The following is a 19,804-nucleotide window of genomic DNA, read 5'->3' as shown; positions in this document are numbered from 1 at the left end:
GCGCACCTGCCCCTTTTGGACTGTCATGCCCCTGCCACTCCCCATCGGAGGTCACTCCATGTCACAAGCGCCGGTCAGCACCGCCGGCACGTCCCGGCGCAAGGACGACGACGCCCACCTCCGCGATCTCGGCTACGAGCCGGAACTCGCGCGCCGCATGGGCCCGTTCGGGAACTTCGCCATCTCCTTCTCGGTCATCTCGATCCTCTCCGGCTGCATGACCCTGTACGGCTTCGGGCTCAGCACCGGCGGACCGGCCGTCATGATGTGGGGCTGGGTGGCCGTCGGGCTCTTCGTGCTCTGCGTCGGCATGGGCCTGGCCGAGGTCACCAGCGCGTACCCCACCTCCGGCGCGCTCTACTACATGGCCCACCAGCTCGGCGGCCCCCGCTGGGGCTGGTACACCGGCTGGCTCAACCTCCTCGGCCTGCTCGGCGCCATCGCCGGCATCGACTACGGCTGCGCGCTGTTCGTCGGCGCGTTCTTCAACCTCCAGTGGGGCTTCGAGCCCACCGCGGAGAAGACGCTGCTGATCTTCGCGGTCATCCTGGTGCTGCACTTGACGCTGAACCTGCTGCGGGTGCGCGTCGTCAGCATCCTCAACTCCGTCAGCGTCTGGTGGCACCTGACCGGCGTCGCGATCATCGTCGGCGTCCTGATCATCGTGCCCGACCACCACCAGTCGGCCGGCTTCGTCTTCGGCGAGTTCAACAACGACACCGGCTGGAACAACCCGTTCTTCGTCACCGCCATCGGACTGCTGCTCGCCCAGTACACCTTCTCCGGCTACGACGCCTCCGCCCACCTCTCCGAGGAGACCACCCAGGCGCAGGTCAGCTCCGCCAAGGGCATCGTCCGCGCGATCTGGGTCTCCTGGGTCGCCGGCTTCGTCCTGCTCGCCGGACTGACCTTCGCCATCCAGGACTACGTCGGCACCCAGGACTCCGCAACCGGCGTGCCACCCGCGCAGATCTTCATCGACGCCATCGGCGAGGGCGGCGCCAAGGCCCTCCTGCTGATCGTCATCTGCGCCCAGCTCTTCTGCGGCAACGCCGAGACCGCCGCCACCGCGCGGATGGTCTTCGCCTTCTCCCGCGACGGCGCGCTGCCCGGCTCCAAGCTGTGGCGCCGCGTCTCGCCGCGCACCGGCGTGCCCACCCGGGCGGTCATGCTGTCGGTCGCCGTCGCGTTCTGCTTGGCGCTGCCGTCGCTGTACTCGGCGACCGCGTACGGCGCGGTCACGGCCATCAACGTCATCGGCATCACCCCGGCCTACGCCATCCCCATCTACCTGCGGCTGCGCGCGAAGAACCGCTTCGTGCCGGGGCCGTGGAACCTGGGCAGGTGGAGTTCGCCGATCGGCTGGGTCGCGGTCTGCTGGGTGGCCGTGATCACGGTGATCTTCTGCCTGCCGCAGAAGTCGCCGGTCACCGTGGACACGTTCAACTACGCCTCGGTGGCCCTGGCCGCCGTTCTGCTGCTGGCCACCGTCTCGTGGTGGGTGGCCGGCCGGCGTTCGTACCAGGCACCCGTCTACACCGCCGACCCCGAGATGGCAGAGCTCGGCAAGGACCTGGTGTGACGCGCGCCGGGCCGCCGCACCCCCGGCGGCGGCCCGGCGCACCGCCCCGACCGAAACCGACCAGCGCTCCGTGAGGTCCGATGTCCGCAACCACTCCCACCGCCCACGGCCGGCGTCCCATGCGCCTGCGTACGCTCCTTCGCTTCCTGGCCGCGGTCGTCGCCGCGTCGCTGGCGGCCCTGGCCGCGGCCGGCGCCGTCCGGGAACTGGACCGGGCCGGGGCCGTGCAGGACTACGCCGACACCCTCGACCGGCTCCGGGAACCGTCGTTCGCGCTCGTCGCCGAGCTGCAGGCCGAGCGCCGGATGACCGCGCTGCACTGGGCCCGCGGCCCGGTCAACGCCGCCCAGCTCGGCAATCAGCAGGCCCTGACCGACGAGGCCGCCGTCGAACTCCGCGAGCTGGCCGAGGAGGCCCCCGACGCCGCCGCCCGCCCACCGCTGGCCGCCGCGCTGCGCCACGTCGACGCGCTCGACGCGGTACGCGAGCGGGCCGCCGGGCGCTCCGGGGACCGCGACGAGGTGCTGGAGGTGTACACCCGCGCCATCGAGCAGACCATCGGCGTGCACGTCCGGCTGCGTGCCCACAACGGCGGCCTCGCGCAGGGCGCCCGCCCGCTGACCGCCCTGCTGCAGGCCGGCGAGTCGCTGGCCCTCCAAGACACCCTGCTGGCCGGCGCGCGGGACGGCCGGCTGTCGGCCGCGGACCACGCCCGCTTCGCCGAGGCCGTCGGCGTGCAGCGCTTTGCGTACGGGACGCTGGCCGGACCGCTGCTGCCCAGCGGCGAGAAGGGCCGCTACGACGCCATCACCACCTCCGCGGAGTGGGCCGAGAAGTCCCGTATCGAGGACGCGGTGATCGGCGCGAGCCGCGACTCCGGCGGCGCGGTGACGCTGCCCGCCGAGACCGCCGGCTGGGAGGAGGCGTACGAGCGCCTCGCCCCGAGCCTCGCGGGCCTGGCCACCGCCCGGATCCAGGCGCTGGCCGACGACGCCGGGGACCGGGCCGGCGAACTGCGCGTGACGGCGTACGCCATCGCCGCCGGCGGCGTCGTGCTGGTCGCGACCGTGCTCGGCGTCGTGCTGTGGATCAGCCGCACCATCGTGCGGCGGGCCGAGGAGGTGCGCTCCAGCGCGCTGGCCGTCGCCCGCCGGCAGCTGCCGCAGATGATCGTCCGGCTGCAGCGCGGCGAGGACGTCGACCTGTCGGCGCTGCCCGCGCAGATCGCCGCCGCCGACGAGTTCGGCGAGATCTCCAACGTCGTCGCCCGGCTCGCGGAGGAGGTGGTCGAGGCGGCGCGGCTCGTGCACGAGGAGCGGTTCGGCTTCGAGAAGTTCGCCGAGGGCGTCACCATGCGGGCCGTCACCCTCATCGTCGCCGTCCTGCGCACGCTGGACGAGCTGCAGCACCGCTACGCCGACACCGACCCCGCGCTGCTGGCCGAGCTGTACGAGCTGGACCACCTCACCGTGCGGGTGCGCCGCCAGCTGGAGAACCTGCTGGTGCTCTCCGGCGGCGCCGTCGTGGGTCCGCACACCGAGCCCGTGCACATCGCCAACCTGATCGTCGACGCGGCCGGCGAGTCCCGCGGCTTCGCCCAGGTCACCAAGGAGTTCCGGGCCGAGGCGTGGGTGGTGCCGGAGGTGGCCGGGGAGCTGACCCACCTGATCGCCGAGCTGATCGAGAACGCCACCACCTACTCGCCCAGCGGCTACGAGGTCTTCGTCCGCGCCACCGACACCGCCACCGGCGTCGCGATCGAGGTCGAGGACAAGGGGCGGGCGCCGGAGAGCTGGTACTTCGAGGCGCTCAACGGACGGCTGCTGGACGTGCCGCCGTACGCGGTGCTCGCCAAGTCCTCCGACCAGCTGGGCCTGTTCGTGGTCGGGCAGCTCGCGCAGCGGCACGGGATCCGGGTCACGCTGCAGCAGGGGCGCTTCGGCGGCGTGCTGGCGGTGGTGCTGGTGCCCTCCGCGCTGCTCACCGGCGCGCCGGAGCAACTGGCGGACCGCACCCCGGTACGCAGGCCGCTGCCGGGCCGCACGGGCCCGCGGCCCGCGAAGCGGCGCGAGCCGACGGCGGCCGGTCTGGTACGCCGCGAGCCGGCGCGCGCCGGCGGTCCCACCGGTCCCGTACGCCCCATCGACCCGGCGCCGGGGGTGGCACCGGCCCGTCCCGCCCCCGCCGACGACGCGCCGGCCCCCGCGCGGCACGGCCTCCCCGCCCGCCGGCCGGGCCCGCCCGCGCCCCCGGCCACACCCGCGGCACCCTTGCCCCCCGCCCCGGCCGCACCCGCGGAGCCGGCCGCCCCCGAGCACGTACGGGCCGAGGAACCGCTGCCGGTACGTACCAAGAAGCCCCACCCCGAGCCGGGCCCCGGGTCCCACCCCGAACCGGCCCGTGAACCGGCCGCTGAGCCGGCCCGCGAGCCCGCCCATGAACCGACAGAGGAAGTGTCCCTGCCCGTCCCCGCCGCCCCCGAGACCGAAGCCGGCCCGCCGCGCACGGCCGAGCCCGAGCCCCAGGCCGAACCCCAGGCCGGGCCGGAGCCCGACCGCCCCGCCGCCCGTGCCTCCAGGCTGCCCCAGCGCGTGCCCGGCTCCAACATGGCCGGCCAACTGCGCGACGGCAGGCGCCGGCCCGCCACCGCCATGGACCGACGTCCGCTCGACACCATCGAGTCGGCGTTCACCCAGCTTCAGGAAGCCCTGACCGACCCCGAGGAAGACAGCGACCGATGAGCAGCCTCAGGCACGTGAAGAACGTCATCCCCGCGAGCCCGGAGGACGCGGCCGTCTTCGACAACCTCCGCGACAACCTGCAACTGGTCCCGGACCTCACCGGCTTCGTGCTGCTCGCCGACGACGGCCTGGCCCTGTGCGGCTACGGCCTGGACTGGACCCGCGACGACGTCCAGACCATCGCCGCCGCCTGCTCCGGCCTCGCCAGCCTCGCCGACGGCCTGTCGATGCCCGTCGACGGCGGCTCCGTACTGCACCTGAACATCACCATGGAGCGCAGCCACCTGATCCTCACCGCCTGCGGCAACGGCAGCACCCTCGTCGCCTACACCTCAGGCCCGGAGTCCATCGGCCTCGCCATGCGCGAGACCGTCCGCGTCGCCCGCGCCTTCAAGCACCAGCTCGGCGTCGGGGCCCGCCGGGACCGCATCCGGTAATGAGCGCGCCACGGGGAACGCGCAGAACGCGGACGTTCGCGCTCACCGGATCACGCACCGACCGGGCGCCCGGTGAACAGTTCACGATGCACTCCACGGTCCGCGCCGCCGTACGGGCCGACGACGCGCGCAGCATCCCCGAGGAGTGGCAGACGATCCTGCGGCTGTGCGCCGGTCCCGGCATCGCCGTGGCCGAGCTGGCGGCCCGTATCGAGATGCGGCTCACCCCCGCCGCCGTCCTCCTCGCCCAGCTGCTGGAGCAGGGGCTCATCGAACACAGACCGCCGATGAGCGACCCGGACGCCATGAACATCGACTTCCTCCGACGCATCAGGAGCGGCCTTGAACGAGCCTGACACCCGGGCCCCGGACGCCGTCTGGGACACCTATCTCCCACCCGTCAAGATCCTTGTGGCCGGCGGGTTCGGGGTCGGCAAGACCACGGCGGTCGGCGCCGTCAGCGAGATCACGCCGCTGCGCACGGAGGAGCGGCTGAGCGCGGCCGGGATGGGCGTGGACGACCTGTCCGGCATCGAGCAGAAGTCCGCCACCACCGTGGCCATGGACTTCGGCCGGATCACCCTCGATGTGGCGGTGCTGATGCTGTTCGGCACGCCGGGCCAGGAGCGGTTCTGGTTCATGTGGGACGACCTGCTGCGCGGCGCGCTGGGTGCCGTGGTGCTCGTCGACACCCGGCGGCTGGACCGCTCGTTCGCCGCCGTCGACTTCTTCGAGAGCCGCGACCTGCCGTTCGTCGTGGCCGCCAACTGCTTCTACGGCGAGCAGGACTACGATCCGGAGGAGATCCGCGACGCGCTCACCCTGAAGGAGCCCACCACCCCGATCGTCCTGTTCGACGCCCGCGAGCGCGAGTCGGTACGCGGCGTGCTGCTCGCCCTGATGGACCATCTGATCGCGTCCGCGGAACCCGCCCACGCCCAGCGAACGTAGGAAGGCCCGCCCCGCCATGACGACCGTGCTCGCCATCGACCAGGGCACCTCCGGCACCAAGGCCCTCGTCGTCGACCCGGCGGCGCCGGCCGGCGGCGGGGGCGCGGGCAGCGGCGGGGGCAGCGGGAGCGGCGGCATACTGGCTCTCGCCGAGGTGCCGGTGACACCCGACTACCTGCCCGGCGGCGGGGTGGAGCAGGACCCGGCGCAGCTGCTGTCCTCGGTGCTGGCCGCCGGCCGGCAGGCCGTGGCCGCCGCCGGCCGGCCGGTGGACGTGGTGGCGCTCGCCAACCAAGGCGAGACGGTGCTCGCCTGGGACCGCGCCACCGGCAAGCCGCTCTCCCGGGCCGTCAGCTGGCAGGACTCCAGGTCGCAGCGGCAGTGCGACGAGCGCGCGGACGCCGCCGAGTGGGTGGCCCGGCGCACCGGGCTGGTGCTCAACCCGTACTTCTCCGCGCCGAAGATGACCTGGCTGCGCGAGAACGGCACCCGCGAGGGCGTCGTCACCACCACCGACACCTGGCTGCTGCACCACCTCACCGGCGCGTACGTCACCGACGCCGCCACCGCCAGCCGCTCGCTGCTGCTCGACCTCGACGCCGTCGACTGGGACCCCGAGCTGGTCGCCCTCTTCGGTCTCGACCCCGCGGCGCTGCCGCGGATCGTGGCCTGCGACGAGGTGGCCGGCACCACCGCCGCCTTCGGCGCCGAGGTCCCGGTGGCCGGGCTCGTGGTCGACCAGCAGGCGGCGCTGTTCGGCGAGGGCTGTCTGACGGCGGGCACCGCCAAGTGCACGTACGGGACCGGGGCGTTCCTGCTCGCCAACACCGGCGAGGCGGCGGTGCGCTCCGGCTCCGGGCTGACCACGTCGGTCGCCTGGCGGGCCCGCGGCGCCACCCCGTACTGCGTGGACGGCCAGGTGTACACCGCGGCCTCCGCGGTGCGCTGGCTCACCGAACTGGGCCTGGTCGGCTCGGCCGCGGAGCTGGACGAGGCGGCGGCGGAGGACGCCGCGGGGGTGGTGTGCGTGCCGTCGTTCGCGGGGCTCGCCGCGCCCTGGTGGCGCTCGGAGGCCACCGCCTCGTTCGCCGGGCTGACCCTGGCCAGCCGCCGCGAGCACCTGGTGCTCGCCGTGCTGCAGGGGGTCGCCGCCCAGGTCGCGGAGGTGACGGGGCTGGTCGCCGCCGACCTCGGCGGCCCGCTGACCCGGCTGCGCGTCGACGGCGGGCTGACCCGCAGCCGCACGCTGATGCAGGCGCAGGCCGATCTCTCCCAGGTACCCGTCGACGTCTACCCCTCGCCGCACGCCACCGCGCTGGGTGCCGCCGCGCTCGCCCGGATGGCGCTGGAGCCGGGGCTGCCAGCCGCGGACGCGGTGCCGCGGTGGACGCCGGGCAGGACGTACGAGCCGCGCTGGCCGCGGGCGCGGGCGGCGGAGTTCCTGGACCGCTGGCGTACGGCCGCGGGCGCGGCGCTGCCGCGCCAGGACGCGGCCGGGCAGTCCCGGGCCGCGGCGCCGGAGGACGGGCGTGGCTGAGCCGCCAGGACCGTACGACGTGGCGGTGATCGGCGCCGGTGTCGTCGGCTCCGCCGTCGCCCGCGAACTGGCCGGCCACGAGCTGTCGGTCGCGCTCCTCGACGCCCGCGACGACGTCGGCGAGGGCACCAGCAAGGCCAACACCGCGATCCTCCACACCGGCTTCGACGCCACCCCCGGCACCCTCGAATCCCGCCTGGTGCGCCGCGGCTACGCGCTGCTGTCCGGGTACGCCGACGCCACCGGCATCCCCGTCGAGCGCACCGGCGCCCTCCTCGTCGCCTGGACCGACGAGGAACTCGCCGCCCTGCCACGGCTGCACGGCAAGGCCGTCGCCAACGGCTACGACCACTGCGTCCCGCTCACCGCCGACGAGGTCTACGCCGAGGTCCCCGCGCTCGGCCCCGGCGCCCTCGGCGGGCTCGCCGTCCCCGGCGAGTCCGTGATCTGCTCCTGGACCACCACCCTGGCGCTGGCCACCGAGGCGCGGGCACGCGGCGCCGCCGTCCTGCTCGGCCACCGCGTCGAGGCCGCCGGGCCCGGCCCGGCGGCCACCGTGCTGCGCACCACCGCCGGCGACGTCACCGCCCGCTGGGTCGTCAACGCCGCCGGTCTCGCCGCCGACACCGTCGACGGCCTCTTCGGCCACGACCGCTTCACCGTCACCCCGCGCCGCGGCGAACTCCTCGTCTACGACAAGCTCGCCCGCCCCCTCGCGCCCCGCATCGTGCTGCCCGTGCCGACCGCACGCGGCAAGGGCGTGCTCATCAGCCCCACCATCTACGGCAACGTCATGCTCGGCCCCACCGCCGAGGACGTCGCCGACCGCGGCGACACCGCCACCACCGCCGCCGGGTACGACTTCCTGCTGGCCAAGGGGGAGCGGCTGATGCCCCGGCTGCTCCAGGAGGAGGTGACGGCCGCGTACGCGGGGCTGCGCGCGGCGATCGACCGCGACGACTACCTCATCGAGGCGGACCCCGGGCGGCGCTACGTCCTCGTCGGCGGCATCCGCTCCACCGGCCTGTCCGCGTCGCTCGCGATCGCCGAGCACGTCCGCGACCTGCTCGGCGCCGCCGGCCTCGTGCTCGTGCCGCGCACCGGGCTGCCCGCGCCGCCGCGGATGCCGAACCTCGGCGAGGCGACGCCGCGCCCGTACCGCGACGAGGAGCTGATCGCCCGGGACGGTGCGTACGGCCGGGTCGTCTGCTTCTGCGAGCGCGTCACCGAGGGCGAGATCTGCGACGTGCTGCGCTCCCCGCTGCCGCCCGCCGGGACCGACGGGCTGCGCCGCCGCACCCGCGCCATGAACGGCCGCTGCCAGGGCTTCTACTGCGCCGGCGAGGTCGAAGCCCTGCTGGCGGCCGGCCGGTGAGCGCCGGCCCGCCCCGGCCGCGCGCCGCCGCCCCCGAACCCGCCCCCGCCCCCGCCCCCGGAGCGGAGCCCGGCCGATGAGCACCATCCTCACCCCCGACGTCGTCGTGGTCGGCGCCGGCCCCGCGGGACTGACCGCCGCCGCCCGGCTGGCCCCGCGGCTGCCGCCCGGCCGGGTCCTCGTCCTCGACCGCGAGCGCGCCCCCGGCGGCATCCCCCGGCACAGCGACCACACCGGCTACGGCCTGCGCGACCTGCACCGCGTCCTCGACGGCCCCGCGTACGCCCGCGCGCTGACCGAACGCGCCGTCGCCGCCGGCGCCGAGATCCGCACCGAGGCCACCGTGACCGGCTGGGCCGGCGACCGCGCCCTGGACGTCACCACGCCGCGCGGGCTGCTGCGCGTCGACGCCCGCGCCGTGGTGCTCGCCACCGGCGCCCGCGAGCGGCCCCGCCCCGCCCGGCTCATCCCCGGCGACCGGCCGCCGGGCGTGCTGACCACCGGCCGGCTGCAGCACCTGGTCCACCTGCACGGCCGGTCACCCGGCCGGCGCGCGGTGGTCGTCGGCGCCGAGCCGGTCAGCTGGTCGGCGGTGCTCACGCTGAGGGCGGCGGGCTGCCGCACGGCGCTGATGACGACGGAGCACGCCGTGCCCGAGTCGTACGCCGCGTTCACCCGTCCCGGGCGGCTGCTGCTCGGCGTGCCCGTCGCCACCCGCACCCGCGTGGTGCGCATCATCGGCCGCGGCCGGCTCACCGGCGTCGAGATCGAGCACCTGGACACCGGGCGCCGGCGCACCGTGGACTGCGACACCCTCGTCCTCACCGGCGACTGGGTCCCCGACCACGAACTGGCCCGCACCGCCGGCCTCGACCTCGCCCCCGGCAGCGCCGCGCCGCTCACCGACACCGCCCTGCGCACCAGCGCGCCGGGGGTCTTCGCGGCGGGCAACCTGCTGCACCCCGCCGACACCGCGGACGTCGCCGCACTCGACGGACGGCACGTCGCGCACCAGGTGCTCCGCGCGCTCGCCGGGCAGGAGCCGGCGCCGGGGCCGGGCGTGCCGCTGGTCGCCGACGCCCCGTTCCGGTGGGTCGCCCCCGGGCTGCTGCGTCCCGGCGACCCGCCGCCGCCCCGCGGCCGGCTGCTGCTGTGGTCCGGCGAACTGGTCCGCGTGCCCCGGGTGACGGTACGTCAGGACGGCCGGGTCCTCGGCCGCCGCACCCTGCCGTGGCCCGCCTCGCCCGGCCGGGTCTTCCGGGTCCCGTGGCGCCTGGCCGCCGGTGCCGACCGGCGCGGCGGGCCGGTGCACATCGGCCTGTGACGGCCCGGCGCCCGCACCGCCGCACGCAGCCGCGGCGGGGTCCCGTCGTACGGCCGGGGAGGCCGTCGGCTCGCCTTCCGGGCGTGACCGCCGGGTCCGCCGGGTTCACTACCGCCCGGCGCCGAGGCGGAGTTCGGTGACCACGCCGGCGTGGTCGGACGGCCAGTAGCCGGTCGGCTTCGAGCGGTCGGCGTCCTCGGCGCCGACCACCTCCGCCGCGAGGGCCCGAGGTCCGCCCGGCCCGTACAGGATGTGGTCGATGCGGTGGGAGAGTTCGTTCCCGTCCCGCAGCGAGCCGCTCTGGCCCGCCGTCCAGCCGCCGTCCGGGTCGCCGCCCGCGGCGGTCCAGGCGTCGGTGTAGCCCGCCTCGGCGAGGATCCCGTAGGCGCCGGCGGCGTCGGTGGGGCGGGAGTTGAAGTCGCCGGCGAGGACGACGGGGTGGGGCGAGCCGGCGAGGGCGGCGGCCAGCTCGCGGGCCTGGGCGGCGCGCACCTCCGGGGTGCCGAACGCCTCCAGGTGGGTGTTGGCGAAGCGGAAGGTCTCGCCCCGCACCGTGACGTCGACGGCCGACCAGCCGCGCGGCACCTCGAAGGAGAGCCCGGGGATCTCGGAGGGCAGGGTGACCCTGGCGTCGTACGACGTGGAGCTGACGTGCGCCGTTCGCAGCCGGGAGGCGGGCAGCCCGTCCCGTACGACGATCACGTCCCGGTCGGTGAACCGTGCCTCCTCGGTGGCCGAGACGGGCATCCGGCCGGTGAAGTTGTCGTTCGTGGCGACGGCCCGGTAGGGGGTGCCGCGGGCGGCCAGTTCGTCGAGCAGCAGCCGCAGGAAGTCGTAGCGGACCGCCGGCTCCCCGCCCAGCGGCCCCTTCTCCCAGCGGGCCACCTCCTGCAGCCCCACCACCTCGGGCTCGCGCGCCGCCAGCAGGTCCGCGATCGCCGACGCCCGCTCGCGGAAGTCGGTCGCCTCCATCGCCGCGTACACCTCGCCCGCGCGTTCGGTCAGCTCCGCCTGGCTGCCCGCGGCGAACAGGGGCTGCAGGTCGGCGCCGAGGTAGACGTTGTACGTGGCCACGCCGACGGCGGGCGCCCCGCGCCCGTCCCGGTCGTCGCGCGCCTCCCGGGTCTCCCGCGCCCGCTCCGTATCCTGCACCTCGTGCTCCCGCTGTCCGCCGTCCCGGTCGGGCTCCTGCCGGCCCGCCGCACCGCACCCCGACGCCAGCGCCGTGACCAGCACAGTCAGCGCCACCATCCCGCCCAGCCGCCCGCCGCGCCGTATGCCCCGCATCGCTCCGCCTCTCCGGCGCGCCGCCGTCCGCCCGGGCCCGTACGCGCACACCGCATCCCAGCATCCGGGACCCCGCCGGGCAAGCATGTCATGTCATGACCACGGCCTCTTTACGTGATCGTCCGTCTTGTTTAACGTCACGTCTTCAGCCTCGGCAGCACCACCAACACCACGAGAGTGAAGGTCAATTGTGAAGCTCGTGAGATCCCTGCTGCGGGCGGCGCCCGTCCTCGCGGCCCTGACGGCCGCCGGCGTCCTCGCCGGCGCGTCCGGCGCCCAGGCCGCCGCCACCGGGCCCGACGTCATCGCCCACCGCGGTTCCTCCGGCGTGGCACCCGAGAACACCGCCGTCGCCACCCGGCTGGCGGTCCGTCAGGACGCCGACTTCGTCGAGATCGACGTGCAGCGGACCAAGGACGGCAAGCTCGTCAACTTCCACGACTGCACGATGGAGCGGACCACCGACATCGAGGAGGTGTACCCGGGCCGCCCGAGCTACCGTGTCTCCGACTTCACCTGGGCCGAGCTGAGCGTTCTGGACGCCGGCTCCTGGTTCTCCGCCAGGTTCGCCGGCGAGCCGATCATCACCGTCGACCGCGTCATCGACCTCATCGAGGGGAAGTCGGGCCTGCTGGCCGAGATCAGCCCCTGCGCGCACTACGACGCGAGCCTGCCCGCCGACTTCGCCGCGCTGCTGCAGTCCAGGCCGGACTACGTGCAGAGCGCGCTCGCCGAGGACCAGCTGGCCGCGCAGTCCTTCGAGCTGGACGACGCACAGGGCTTCAAGAACCTCATGCCCGAGGTGCCCATCGGCTTCCTCGACGCCGACCGCCCCACCGAGGCCGAACTGCTCGCGCTGAGCGCGTGGGCGGACCAGGTCAACCCGCAGTACACCATCACCGACCAGGCGCTGGTCGACCGCGTCCACGAACTGGGCATGGACATCAACGTCTGGACCGTCGACGAGCCCGGCGCGATGCGCAAGATGGCGGGTCTCGGTGTCGACGGCATCATCACCGACTACCCGCAGTCCCTCACCTGAGGACCGACGGACCGTGCGGCGGCGGCGCGGCAATGGCTCACCCCGCCAAAGACCCGCGCCGCCGCTTTGATGGATCTCCACTGCCCAACCCCGGGCAGACCCGGCAGACTCGGAGGCAACGTACGACGGGCCCCAACAAGGCCACGGCAAAGGCCACGAAAAAGCGCTGATGCGGAGGCGCCCATGACCGGATCCCGGATCCTCGCCCTCGGTCACTACCAGCCGGGGAAGGTGCTGACCAACGACGAGCTGGCCCGGTTCGTCGACACCAGCGACGAGTGGATCCGCAGCCGGGTCGGCATCCGCGCCCGGCACGTCGCCGGCGACGACGAGACCGTGGACATGATGGCCGCGCACGCCGCCGCCAAGGCGCTGGCCGGCGCCGGCACGAAGGCCGAGGACGTCGACCTCGTCATGGTCGCCACCTGCACCGCCGAGAACCGGGTGCCGAACATGGCGGCCCGGGTCGCCGAGCGGCTCGCCATCCCCACGCCCGCCGCCATCGACGTCAACGTCGCCTGCTCCGGCTTCTCCCACGCCCTCGCCCAGGCCGACCACGCCATCCGGGCTGGCGCCGCGAGCCGCGCACTGGTCATCGCCGCGGAGAAGCTGACCGGCGTCACCGACTGGAACGACCGCTCGACCGCCGTCCTCACCGGCGACGGCGCCGGCGCCGCCGTGGTCGCCCCCGCGGCCACCCCCGCCGAGGCGGGCATCGGCCCCGTCGTCTGGGGCTCCGCGCCCGAGATGGGCCCGGCGGTACGGATCGAGGGCACGCCCCCGGTCTTCGCACAGGAGGGCCAGGCCGTCTACCGCTGGGCCATCAAGGAGCTGCCGCCGATCGCCCGCGGCGTCTGCGAGCGCGGCGGCGTGGCGCCGGGCGACCTGGCCGCGATCGTGCTGCACCAGGCGAACCTGCGGATCATCGAGCCGCTCGCCCGCAGCCTCGGCGCGCCGCAGTCCGTCGTCGCCACCGACGTCACCGAGTCGGGCAACACCTCGGCGGCGAGCGTGCCGTTGGCGTTCTCGAAGCTGGTGGCGCGCGGCGAGGTGGAGTCCGGCGCGCCGGTGCTGCTCTTCGGCTTCGGCGGCAACCTGTCGTACGCGGGCCAGGTCGTGCGCTGCCCGTAGCCCCGTACCCCGCGCCGGCCGCCCGGCGCGGGGGCTCCCAGAAGACGGCCGCGAACGGCGGGATGCCGGGGTGGTCGGTGAGCGGCATCGTGCCGTAGCCGATGCGGTCGGCCCGCTCAGCCGGCGGCCTCGGGGAAGAGCGTGGTGAAGGGCTCCAGCATGCCGGCGGAGTCGCGGACGTAGGGCTGGTCCAGGTACCAGACCAGGAAGAGCAGGAACGCCAGGAGCCCGCTGTGCAGTCCCGCGAGGACCAACTCGCGCGCCGAGCGCTGGATCTGCAGGGCGAAGACCATCCCCATGGCCACCAGCCCGCCGGTGATCAGCCCGAACCACACCAGCGACGGCATCGTCGGCCCCGTGTTCAACGCCCGCTCGTTACGGGCCTCCTCGGCCGCCGCGATCTGGTCGCCCAGCGCGTAGGCCGCCCGGTTCTCGGCGTCGGTCTCCGGGACGTACGCGAGGATGCCGCGGCGCACCTCGTCCAGCAGCGCGTCGCCGCGCTCGTCGAGGTCCTCGCCGTCCTGTATCCGCGGCCACTCCTCATGCACGGCGTAGTCGACGTACGCCGCCACGTCGGCCCGGATCTCCTCGCGCACCGGGGCGGGGTACTCGGCGAGCCGCTCGCCGGTCTCGTGCAGCGCGAACGCCTCCCGCCGCACCGCGTCCTCCGCGCTGCCCTTGGCCTCCCAGACGCCGGCGATCGCCAGGCCCAGCACGATCGCGTACACCACCCCGATCATCATCGTCATGTACTCGATGACGTCCGGGGTCTCGTCGGGGTCGAAGTCCTCGTCGGGGCGGCGGTGTCTGAGGACGGTGATGAGCACGACGACCGCGATCGCCGCGGCCATCGCGAGGGTGAGCATGAGGAATTCGGACACGGGCTGCCTCCGGCGGGCGGGCTGCGGGGCGGTCAGGAGCGGTTGCGGGCCGCCGCGCCCGAGCCGCCGAGTGCGGCGGCGGCGAGGATCGCGGGGGCGACGAACAGCAGCGTTCTGGTGACGGGTGAGGTGCCCTCGTCGACGTCCCGGGGCGGCGGCCCGTGGTACAGGGGCCGCAGCGACGGCGACGGAGCCGGCGAAGGCGTGGGGGAGGGTTCGGGGCCAGGCGGGCGGCTGGGCGAGGGCGTCGGCTGTACGGGCGCGGAGGCCGGCGGCGCGGCCGGCTCCGGCGGGGCGGGCGCGGGCGCCCGGGGCGTCGGCGTGCGGGGCGGCGGGGGCGGCTCGGGCGTCGGCGTCGGCGGCGGTGATGGAGTCGGCGCGGGGGGCACGGGCGGGGGTGCCTCCCGATCGCACCCCCGCCGCACCGCCTCCCCGACGCCCTCCTCCCGCGCGATCCGCCCCAACTCCTCCAGCGGCAGGTCCCCGCCGACGCGCACGCACCCGTCGCCGGGCACGGCGAGACCCCGTACGGCGGTCCGCGGCGTGTCCGCGGCGACCGGTGCCGCGGCGGCCACCCCGGCCACCCCGGCCGCGGCCGGTCCGACGGCGGCGAGCGCCGCGAGCACCGCGGCGGCACGTACGGCGGGCCGCGCGGCGCGCGGTGTGTTCTCCCGGGTCACGGCCGGAAGTTGCTCGACGCCGCGCCGGACTACGCCTCCCGCGCCCGTAATCCACCCGTGGGCGCGAGCCCTCGCGCGCTCCCGTCGCACGAGCACTCGTCCGTCGCCTCCGAGTGCGCCGCCGGGGGAGCGGTCCGGCGGCCCTTACGCCCCTCCGGGTGGATTCACGAGTTCTTGACAATCGGGCAATGGAGTTCTGCGTGCGGGCGATCGCATGATCGGCGTCATGCCGTATTCGCAGCCGTCCGACGAGACCTCGTACGACCGCCGCCGCCTGCGCCAGTGGCTCGACGGCGACGCCCGCACCCCGGGCGTCGCCCGGCGCGACATGCTGCGGCTCTTCGCCGCCGCCGGCGGGGCCGGCGCCCTGGGCGCGCTCGGCGCGTCACCGGCGGGAGCGGCGCCCGCCGCGCCGTCCGCCCCCCGGGCGGCCGGTGCGGCGGGTATCGTCAAGCCGCTGCCGCCGGAGCTGTTCACGGTCCGCGGCACCAATGCCGAGACCAACTGGGCCGCCCTGAAGGACACCGGCTACCACACGCCCGCCGACCGGTTCTTCGTCCGCAACCACACCGCCACCCCCGTGCTCGACGCCGCCGACTGGAGCCTGCGTGTCTGGGGCGACGGGCTGCGCGGCGGTGCGGCGGAATTCGGGCTCGACGACCTCAGGGCACTGCCCGCCGCCACCCGCTCCGCGTTCGTGGAGTGCGCGGGCAACGGCCGCAGCTTCTTCACCAGCCAGCAGGGCGGGACCGTCACCGGCACCGCCTGGACCCTCGGCGCCGTCGGCGTCGCCCGCTGGCGCGGCGTACGCCTCGGCGAGGTGCTCCGGCGGGCCGGCCTCACGCGGCGCGCCGTCGACGTGATGCCGCGCGGTCTGGACGCCGAGTACGTGACGGACGGCGTGAACCTCGGCCGGGTGCGCCGCCCGCTGCCGGTGGCCAAGGCGCTGGACGACGTGATCCTCGCGTACGAGATGAACGGCGAGCCGCTGCCGGCCGACCACGGGCACCCGGTGCGCGTGCTCGTGCCGTCCTGGGTCGGCATCTCCTCGGTCAAGTGGGTCGGGGACGTGCAGGTGTCCGCCGAGCCGCTGTACTCCCCGTGGAACACCGACTTCTACCGCCTCTTCGGCCCCGCCTACCCGCCCGGGGGCAGCGAGCCGCTCACCCGGCAGACCCTCAAGAGCGCCTTCGAACTGCCCTGGTACGCCACCCTCGCCGCCGGCGAGACGCACCGGCTCACCGGCCGCTCCTGGTCCGGCGCCGGAGGCGTACACACCGTGGAGGTCAGCACCGACGGCGGCGCGACCTGGCGCCCGGCCGAACTGGCGGACGCCCCCCGCGCCGACGGCTGGGTGCGCTGGTCGGCGACCTGGCGGCCGGAGCGGCCGGGCCCCGCCGACGTACGCGCCCGCGCCACCGACGTACGCGGCCGGACCCAGCCCGCCGAGACCGTCCATAACGACCAGGGCTACCTCTTCGACGCGGTCGTCCGCCACCCGGTGACCGTCGCCTGAACCCCGGCGCTCAGCCGGCGTCCGGGGCGTCGAAACGCACCGAGCGGAGTTCCAGGGCGTCCCTGGCCGCCGCGCCCCGCTCGGCGGTTGCCGGCCGCACGTGGTACTCCTGTTCTCCGGGGGAGCGCGCCGACGCGGAGGGCCGCGGGTGGCGCGCGCGGACCGGCCGACCAGCCGGCGCGCACCGGTGGTCCGGCGTGCCGACGAGGAGGGACAGGGGGACGATGGCGGCGAACCCGGCCAGCGCGGGCCGCCTACTGCGCCTCATCCGCACCGGCGAGGCGCCCACCCGCGGCGAGCTGCAGCAGGTCACCGGGCTGTCCCGGTCCACCGTGGGACTCCGACTCGACCAGCTGTTCCGCGCCGGCTGGATCCGCGAGGTGGCCGGCACGTCCACCGGCGGACGACCCTCCGCCCGGCTGGAGTTCGACGACCGGCACGCCGTCGTGCTCGCCGCCGACCTGGAGACCCGGCACGGCCGCGCCGCGGTGCTCGACCTCGCGGGCACCGTGCTCGCCGAGCGGACCGGGCCGCTGGTGATCGGCGACGGTCCGGAGCCGGTGCTGGACGAGGTGTGCCGCTGGTTCGGCCCGCTGCTGGCGGAGGCGGGCGAGACCGCGGCGCGGGTGTGCGGCATCGGGCTGTCCGTGCCCGGGCCCGTGGACGTCGCCGCCGGTCGGGTCGTGGAGCCGCCGATCATGCCGGGCTGGGACGGCTACGCCATCCCCGCGTACCTGCGGCGCACGTTCGCCGCCCGGCTGGGCGGCGCGCCCGACGTCCCCGTGCTCGTCGACAACGACGCCAACCTCATGGCCTACGGAGAACAGCGCGCCGGCTTCCCCGACTGCACCGCCTTCCTGCTCGTCAAGGCGTCCACCGGGATAGGCGCCGGGGTCGTCGTGGGCGGGGGCATCTACCGCGGCATCGACGGCGGCGCCGGCGACATCGGCCACATCCGCCTGTACGACGGCCGGGAGGCGCTGTGCCGCTGCGGCTCGTACGGCTGCCTCGCCGCCGTCGCCAGCGGGCACGCGCTCGCCGCCCGGCTCGACGGGCTCGGCGTGCCGGCGACGTCCGGCTCCGACGTGCGCGACCACCTGGCCGCCGGGCACCCGGACGCGGTGCGGCTGGCCCGGGAGGCGGGGCAGCGGGTGGGCGAGGTGCTGGTCACGGTCGTCACGCTGCTCAACCCCGGGGTGCTGATGATCGCCGGCGAGCTGGCCTCCGTGCCCTTCCTCACCGGCGTGCGCGAGCTGCTCTACCGGCGGGCGATGCCGCGGACCACGGCCCACCTCGACGTCGTCACCGCCCGGCTCGGCGACCGCTCCGCCCTGATCGGCGCCGCCGCCATGGTCGTGGACGACCTCTACGCCCCCGACCGCGCCGACGCCCGCCTCGCCGCCGCCGCTCCCGGCGCGGCAGGCGCGGCGGCCGACGACACGACCGCCGACCACCCCGGTTGATGGTTCTCCGCCGCCGCGGTCGTACGCTGGCTGCCGCCACACCGGAGGAGGGTCACTTGTCGACACTCGTCGTGTTCGACCTTGAGTACACCGCGTGGCCGGGAGCACAGGAGCGGGACTGGGGAGCCCCGGGCGAGCTGCGGGAGATCGTGCAGATCGGCGCCCTGCGGCTGGACCGGGACCTCGCGGTGGTCGAGGAGTTCGAGACCCTGGTCCGGCCCCTCGTCAACCCGCGGCTGTCGCCGTACTTCACCGAGCTGACCGGCATCGACCAGGAGACGGTCGACCGCGAGGGCCGCGAACCGGCGGCGGCGCTCGGCGACTTCCTCGGCTTCTGCAAGGGCTGCTCCGTGCTCTCCTACGGAAACGACATGATCGTGCTCGGCGAGAACGTCGGCTGGGCCCGGGCCCGCGGCGAGCAGGTCGCGCACGGGTTCCTCCACAACGGCTTCCTCAACGTCCGACCCTGGCTCAACACCCTCGCCCCGCAGACCTCGACGGCCAACTCTGGCCGGCTGTGGCAGGTCCTCGGCCTGCCGAAGCCCGCTTCGGGCGCCGAACACTCGGCGCTCTTCGACTGCCACTCCTTCGCCGCCGCGCTCAGATACCTCCACGCCGCGGGCGCCACGCTCCCCGCGGGCTGTCTCTAGGATCGCCGTTCGGCGACCTGGCCCGGCTGCGCGAGGTGTGCGTGGCCGCCGGCGACGATGGCGCTGCTCGACCGGCGCGCCTGGACCGCCCGGAGCCACCCGCCCGCCCGGCCGCACTGCCGCATCGGCCTCGCCGAGGAGCCGCCACCGGCGCCGCCGCGGCCGGCTCGTACGCTCCACCCATGAAACCGATGAGAGCGAAGGACATCACCGGGGTCTGGGGGACGCTGCTGCTGCCCCTGGACGCCGGCGACGCGATCGACCGGTCCCGGCTGGCCGCGCAGTTGGACGCGCTGCTGGACGCGGGCCTGCACGGGATCTACGCGCACGGCACGGCCGGCGAGTTCCACACGCTGGCCGAGGACGAGTTCGACCGCATCAACGAGCTGCTCGCCGAGCGCTGCACCGCCGCGGGCGTGCCGTTCCAGATCGGTGCCTCGCACCCGGTGGCGCAGACCGCGCTGGCGCGGGCGCGCCGGGCCCGCGAACTGGCCCCCGGCGCGCTGCAGGTGATCCTGCCGGACTGGCTGCCGCTCGCCGACGACGAGGCCGTCGCCTTCCTCACCCGTATCGCCGAGGCCGCCGACCCGGTGCCGCTGGTGCTCTACAACCCGCCGCACGCCAAGACCCCGGTGTCGCCCGAGCTGCTCGGCCGGCTGCTGGCCGAGGTGCCCGCGCTCGTCGGGCTGAAGACCGCGGGCGGCGACGACGCCTGGTACGAGGCCGTGCGCCCGCACACCGCCCGCTGCTCCGTCTTCGTGCCGGGCCACCTGCTGGCCTCCGGCGTCGCCCGCGGCGCGCACGGCAGCTACTCCAACGTCGCCGCGCTCGCGCCGGCCGGCTCGGTCCGCTGGTACGAGTCGATGCACTCCGACCCGGCCGCCGCGCTCGACGTACAGCGCCGGCTGGCCGAGCTGTTCCGCCGGCACATCGCGCCGCTCCAGGCCCGCGGCCTGTCGAATCCGGCGCTCGACAAGTTCCTGGCCGCCGTGGGCGGTTGGGCCGACACCGGCGTCCGCACCCGCTGGCCGGCCACCCCCGCCCCGGAGGCGGCCGTGCTCCCCGCCCGCCGCGACGCCCACGAGCTGGTTCCGGAGCTTTTTTCTCTGGGATGACAAAGTCTGGACAGGCCCGGACGAAGTCTTTAGGCTCAGCGCCGCACCCGCCCGGATTCCGCAAGTTCTTCCCGCCCTCTTTCGCGTCTGGA

17 protein-coding genes are annotated in these 19,804 nt (G+C 75.3%); 14 read left to right on the top strand and 3 right to left on the bottom strand.

Annotation, left to right across the window (positions count from 1 at the left end; all coding sequences use genetic code 11):
• The first annotated feature begins 58 nt into the window (after nucleotides 1-58).
• The 8 genes from T328_RS07935 to T328_RS07900 all read left to right on the top strand — a co-directional run bounded on the left by T328_RS07935 (nucleotide 59) and on the right by T328_RS07900 (nucleotide 9,947).
• Nucleotides 59-1,582 (top strand): amino acid permease, encoded by a 1,524-nt coding sequence (locus tag T328_RS07935; protein ID WP_496495176.1) that lies wholly within the window; start codon nucleotides 59-61, stop codon nucleotides 1,580-1,582.
• Nucleotides 1,583-1,662: 80 nt separating this feature from the next.
• Nucleotides 1,663-4,323, top strand: coding sequence for a nitrate- and nitrite sensing domain-containing protein (locus T328_RS07930; protein WP_496495175.1), 2,661 nt, complete (start codon nucleotides 1,663-1,665; stop codon nucleotides 4,321-4,323).
• A complete protein-coding gene (locus T328_RS07925; protein ID WP_496495174.1) occupies nucleotides 4,320-4,760 on the top strand; it encodes a roadblock/LC7 domain-containing protein in 441 nt (146 codons plus the stop codon). The genes T328_RS07930 and T328_RS07925 overlap by 4 nt, the downstream gene beginning before the upstream one ends.
• Nucleotides 4,760-5,116, top strand: a complete 357-nt coding sequence (locus T328_RS07920; protein ID WP_496495173.1) for a DUF742 domain-containing protein — start codon at nucleotides 4,760-4,762, stop codon at nucleotides 5,114-5,116. The genes T328_RS07925 and T328_RS07920 overlap by 1 nt, the downstream gene beginning before the upstream one ends.
• Complete coding sequence (locus T328_RS07915; RefSeq protein WP_496495172.1) at nucleotides 5,103-5,711, top strand: GTP-binding protein; 609 nt, start codon at nucleotides 5,103-5,105, stop codon at nucleotides 5,709-5,711. The genes T328_RS07920 and T328_RS07915 overlap by 14 nt, the downstream gene beginning before the upstream one ends.
• A gap of 16 nt (nucleotides 5,712-5,727) precedes the next feature.
• Nucleotides 5,728-7,248, top strand: coding sequence for an FGGY family carbohydrate kinase (locus tag T328_RS07910; protein WP_496495171.1), 1,521 nt, complete (start codon nucleotides 5,728-5,730; stop codon nucleotides 7,246-7,248).
• Nucleotides 7,241-8,623, top strand: coding sequence for an NAD(P)/FAD-dependent oxidoreductase (locus T328_RS07905; RefSeq protein WP_496495170.1), 1,383 nt, complete (start codon nucleotides 7,241-7,243; stop codon nucleotides 8,621-8,623). The genes T328_RS07910 and T328_RS07905 overlap by 8 nt, the downstream gene beginning before the upstream one ends.
• Nucleotides 8,624-8,699: 76 nt before the next feature.
• Nucleotides 8,700-9,947 (top strand): NAD(P)/FAD-dependent oxidoreductase, encoded by a 1,248-nt coding sequence (locus T328_RS07900; protein ID WP_496495169.1) that lies wholly within the window; start codon nucleotides 8,700-8,702, stop codon nucleotides 9,945-9,947.
• Between the two features lie 108 nt (nucleotides 9,948-10,055).
• Here the strand turns inward: T328_RS07900 and T328_RS07895 are convergent, their stop codons facing one another.
• The gene (locus T328_RS07895) at nucleotides 10,056-11,234 is read right to left on the bottom strand and encodes an endonuclease/exonuclease/phosphatase family protein (RefSeq protein ID WP_496495168.1); all 1,179 of its coding nucleotides are present in this window, start codon (nucleotides 11,232-11,234) and stop codon (nucleotides 10,056-10,058) included.
• Between the two features lie 190 nt (nucleotides 11,235-11,424).
• Between T328_RS07895 and T328_RS07890 the strand changes: the two genes are divergently transcribed.
• Nucleotides 11,425-12,276, top strand: coding sequence for a glycerophosphodiester phosphodiesterase (locus tag T328_RS07890; RefSeq protein WP_496495167.1), 852 nt, complete (start codon nucleotides 11,425-11,427; stop codon nucleotides 12,274-12,276).
• A 183-nt stretch (nucleotides 12,277-12,459) separates the two neighbouring features.
• On the top strand, nucleotides 12,460-13,407 hold the full coding sequence (locus T328_RS07885; protein WP_496495166.1) for a beta-ketoacyl-ACP synthase III: 948 nt from the start codon (nucleotides 12,460-12,462) through the stop codon (nucleotides 13,405-13,407).
• A gap of 116 nt (nucleotides 13,408-13,523) precedes the next feature.
• On the opposite strand, the gene T328_RS07880 is transcribed toward T328_RS07885, so the two are convergent.
• Entirely contained in the window at nucleotides 13,524-14,288 is a 765-nt protein-coding gene (locus tag T328_RS07880) for a bestrophin-like domain (RefSeq protein WP_496495165.1), read from the bottom strand.
• A 32-nt stretch (nucleotides 14,289-14,320) separates the two neighbouring features.
• Complete coding sequence (locus T328_RS07875; protein WP_496495164.1) at nucleotides 14,321-14,968, bottom strand: hypothetical protein; 648 nt, start codon at nucleotides 14,966-14,968, stop codon at nucleotides 14,321-14,323.
• A gap of 214 nt (nucleotides 14,969-15,182) precedes the next feature.
• On the opposite strand from T328_RS07875, the gene T328_RS07870 reads away from it, so the two are divergent.
• The 4 genes from T328_RS07870 to T328_RS07855 all read left to right on the top strand — a co-directional run bounded on the left by T328_RS07870 (nucleotide 15,183) and on the right by T328_RS07855 (nucleotide 19,712).
• On the top strand, nucleotides 15,183-16,484 hold the full coding sequence (locus T328_RS07870; protein WP_496495163.1) for a sulfite oxidase: 1,302 nt from the start codon (nucleotides 15,183-15,185) through the stop codon (nucleotides 16,482-16,484).
• Between the two features lie 224 nt (nucleotides 16,485-16,708).
• On the top strand, nucleotides 16,709-17,947 hold the full coding sequence (locus T328_RS07865) for an ROK family transcriptional regulator (protein ID WP_496495162.1): 1,239 nt from the start codon (nucleotides 16,709-16,711) through the stop codon (nucleotides 17,945-17,947).
• 56 nt (nucleotides 17,948-18,003) lie between these two features.
• A complete protein-coding gene (locus T328_RS07860) occupies nucleotides 18,004-18,597 on the top strand; it encodes a 3'-5' exonuclease (protein WP_496495161.1) in 594 nt (197 codons plus the stop codon).
• Nucleotides 18,598-18,779: 182 nt separating this feature from the next.
• Complete coding sequence (locus tag T328_RS07855; RefSeq protein WP_496495160.1) at nucleotides 18,780-19,712, top strand: dihydrodipicolinate synthase family protein; 933 nt, start codon at nucleotides 18,780-18,782, stop codon at nucleotides 19,710-19,712.
• Nucleotides 19,713-19,804 lie beyond the last annotated feature (92 nt).

The organism is Streptomyces sp. CNX435 (genome assembly GCF_059570575.1).
This window is presented reverse-complemented; position numbering and strand designations above follow the sequence as displayed.

What these genes read in the sequence shown, in the direction of transcription:
- T328_RS07935 (WP_496495176.1), top strand. Translation starts at nt 59, where the DNA reads ATGTCACAAGCGCCGGTCAGCACCGCCGGCACGTCCCGGCGCAAGGAC.
- T328_RS07930 (WP_496495175.1), top strand. Translation starts at nt 1,663, where the DNA reads ATGTCCGCAACCACTCCCACCGCCCACGGCCGGCGTCCCATGCGCCTG.
- T328_RS07925 (WP_496495174.1), top strand. Translation starts at nt 4,320, where the DNA reads ATGAGCAGCCTCAGGCACGTGAAGAACGTCATCCCCGCGAGCCCGGAG.
- T328_RS07920 (WP_496495173.1), top strand. Translation starts at nt 4,760, where the DNA reads ATGAGCGCGCCACGGGGAACGCGCAGAACGCGGACGTTCGCGCTCACC.
- T328_RS07910 (WP_496495171.1), top strand. Translation starts at nt 5,728, where the DNA reads ATGACGACCGTGCTCGCCATCGACCAGGGCACCTCCGGCACCAAGGCC.
- T328_RS07900 (WP_496495169.1), top strand. Translation starts at nt 8,700, where the DNA reads ATGAGCACCATCCTCACCCCCGACGTCGTCGTGGTCGGCGCCGGCCCC.
- T328_RS07895 (WP_496495168.1), bottom strand. Translation starts at nt 11,234, where the DNA reads ATGCGGGGCATACGGCGCGGCGGGCGGCTGGGCGGGATGGTGGCGCTG.
- T328_RS07885 (WP_496495166.1), top strand. Translation starts at nt 12,460, where the DNA reads ATGACCGGATCCCGGATCCTCGCCCTCGGTCACTACCAGCCGGGGAAG.
- T328_RS07870 (WP_496495163.1), top strand. Translation starts at nt 15,183, where the DNA reads ATGATCGGCGTCATGCCGTATTCGCAGCCGTCCGACGAGACCTCGTAC.
- T328_RS07865 (WP_496495162.1), top strand. Translation starts at nt 16,709, where the DNA reads ATGGCGGCGAACCCGGCCAGCGCGGGCCGCCTACTGCGCCTCATCCGC.
- T328_RS07855 (WP_496495160.1), top strand. Translation starts at nt 18,780, where the DNA reads ATGAAACCGATGAGAGCGAAGGACATCACCGGGGTCTGGGGGACGCTG.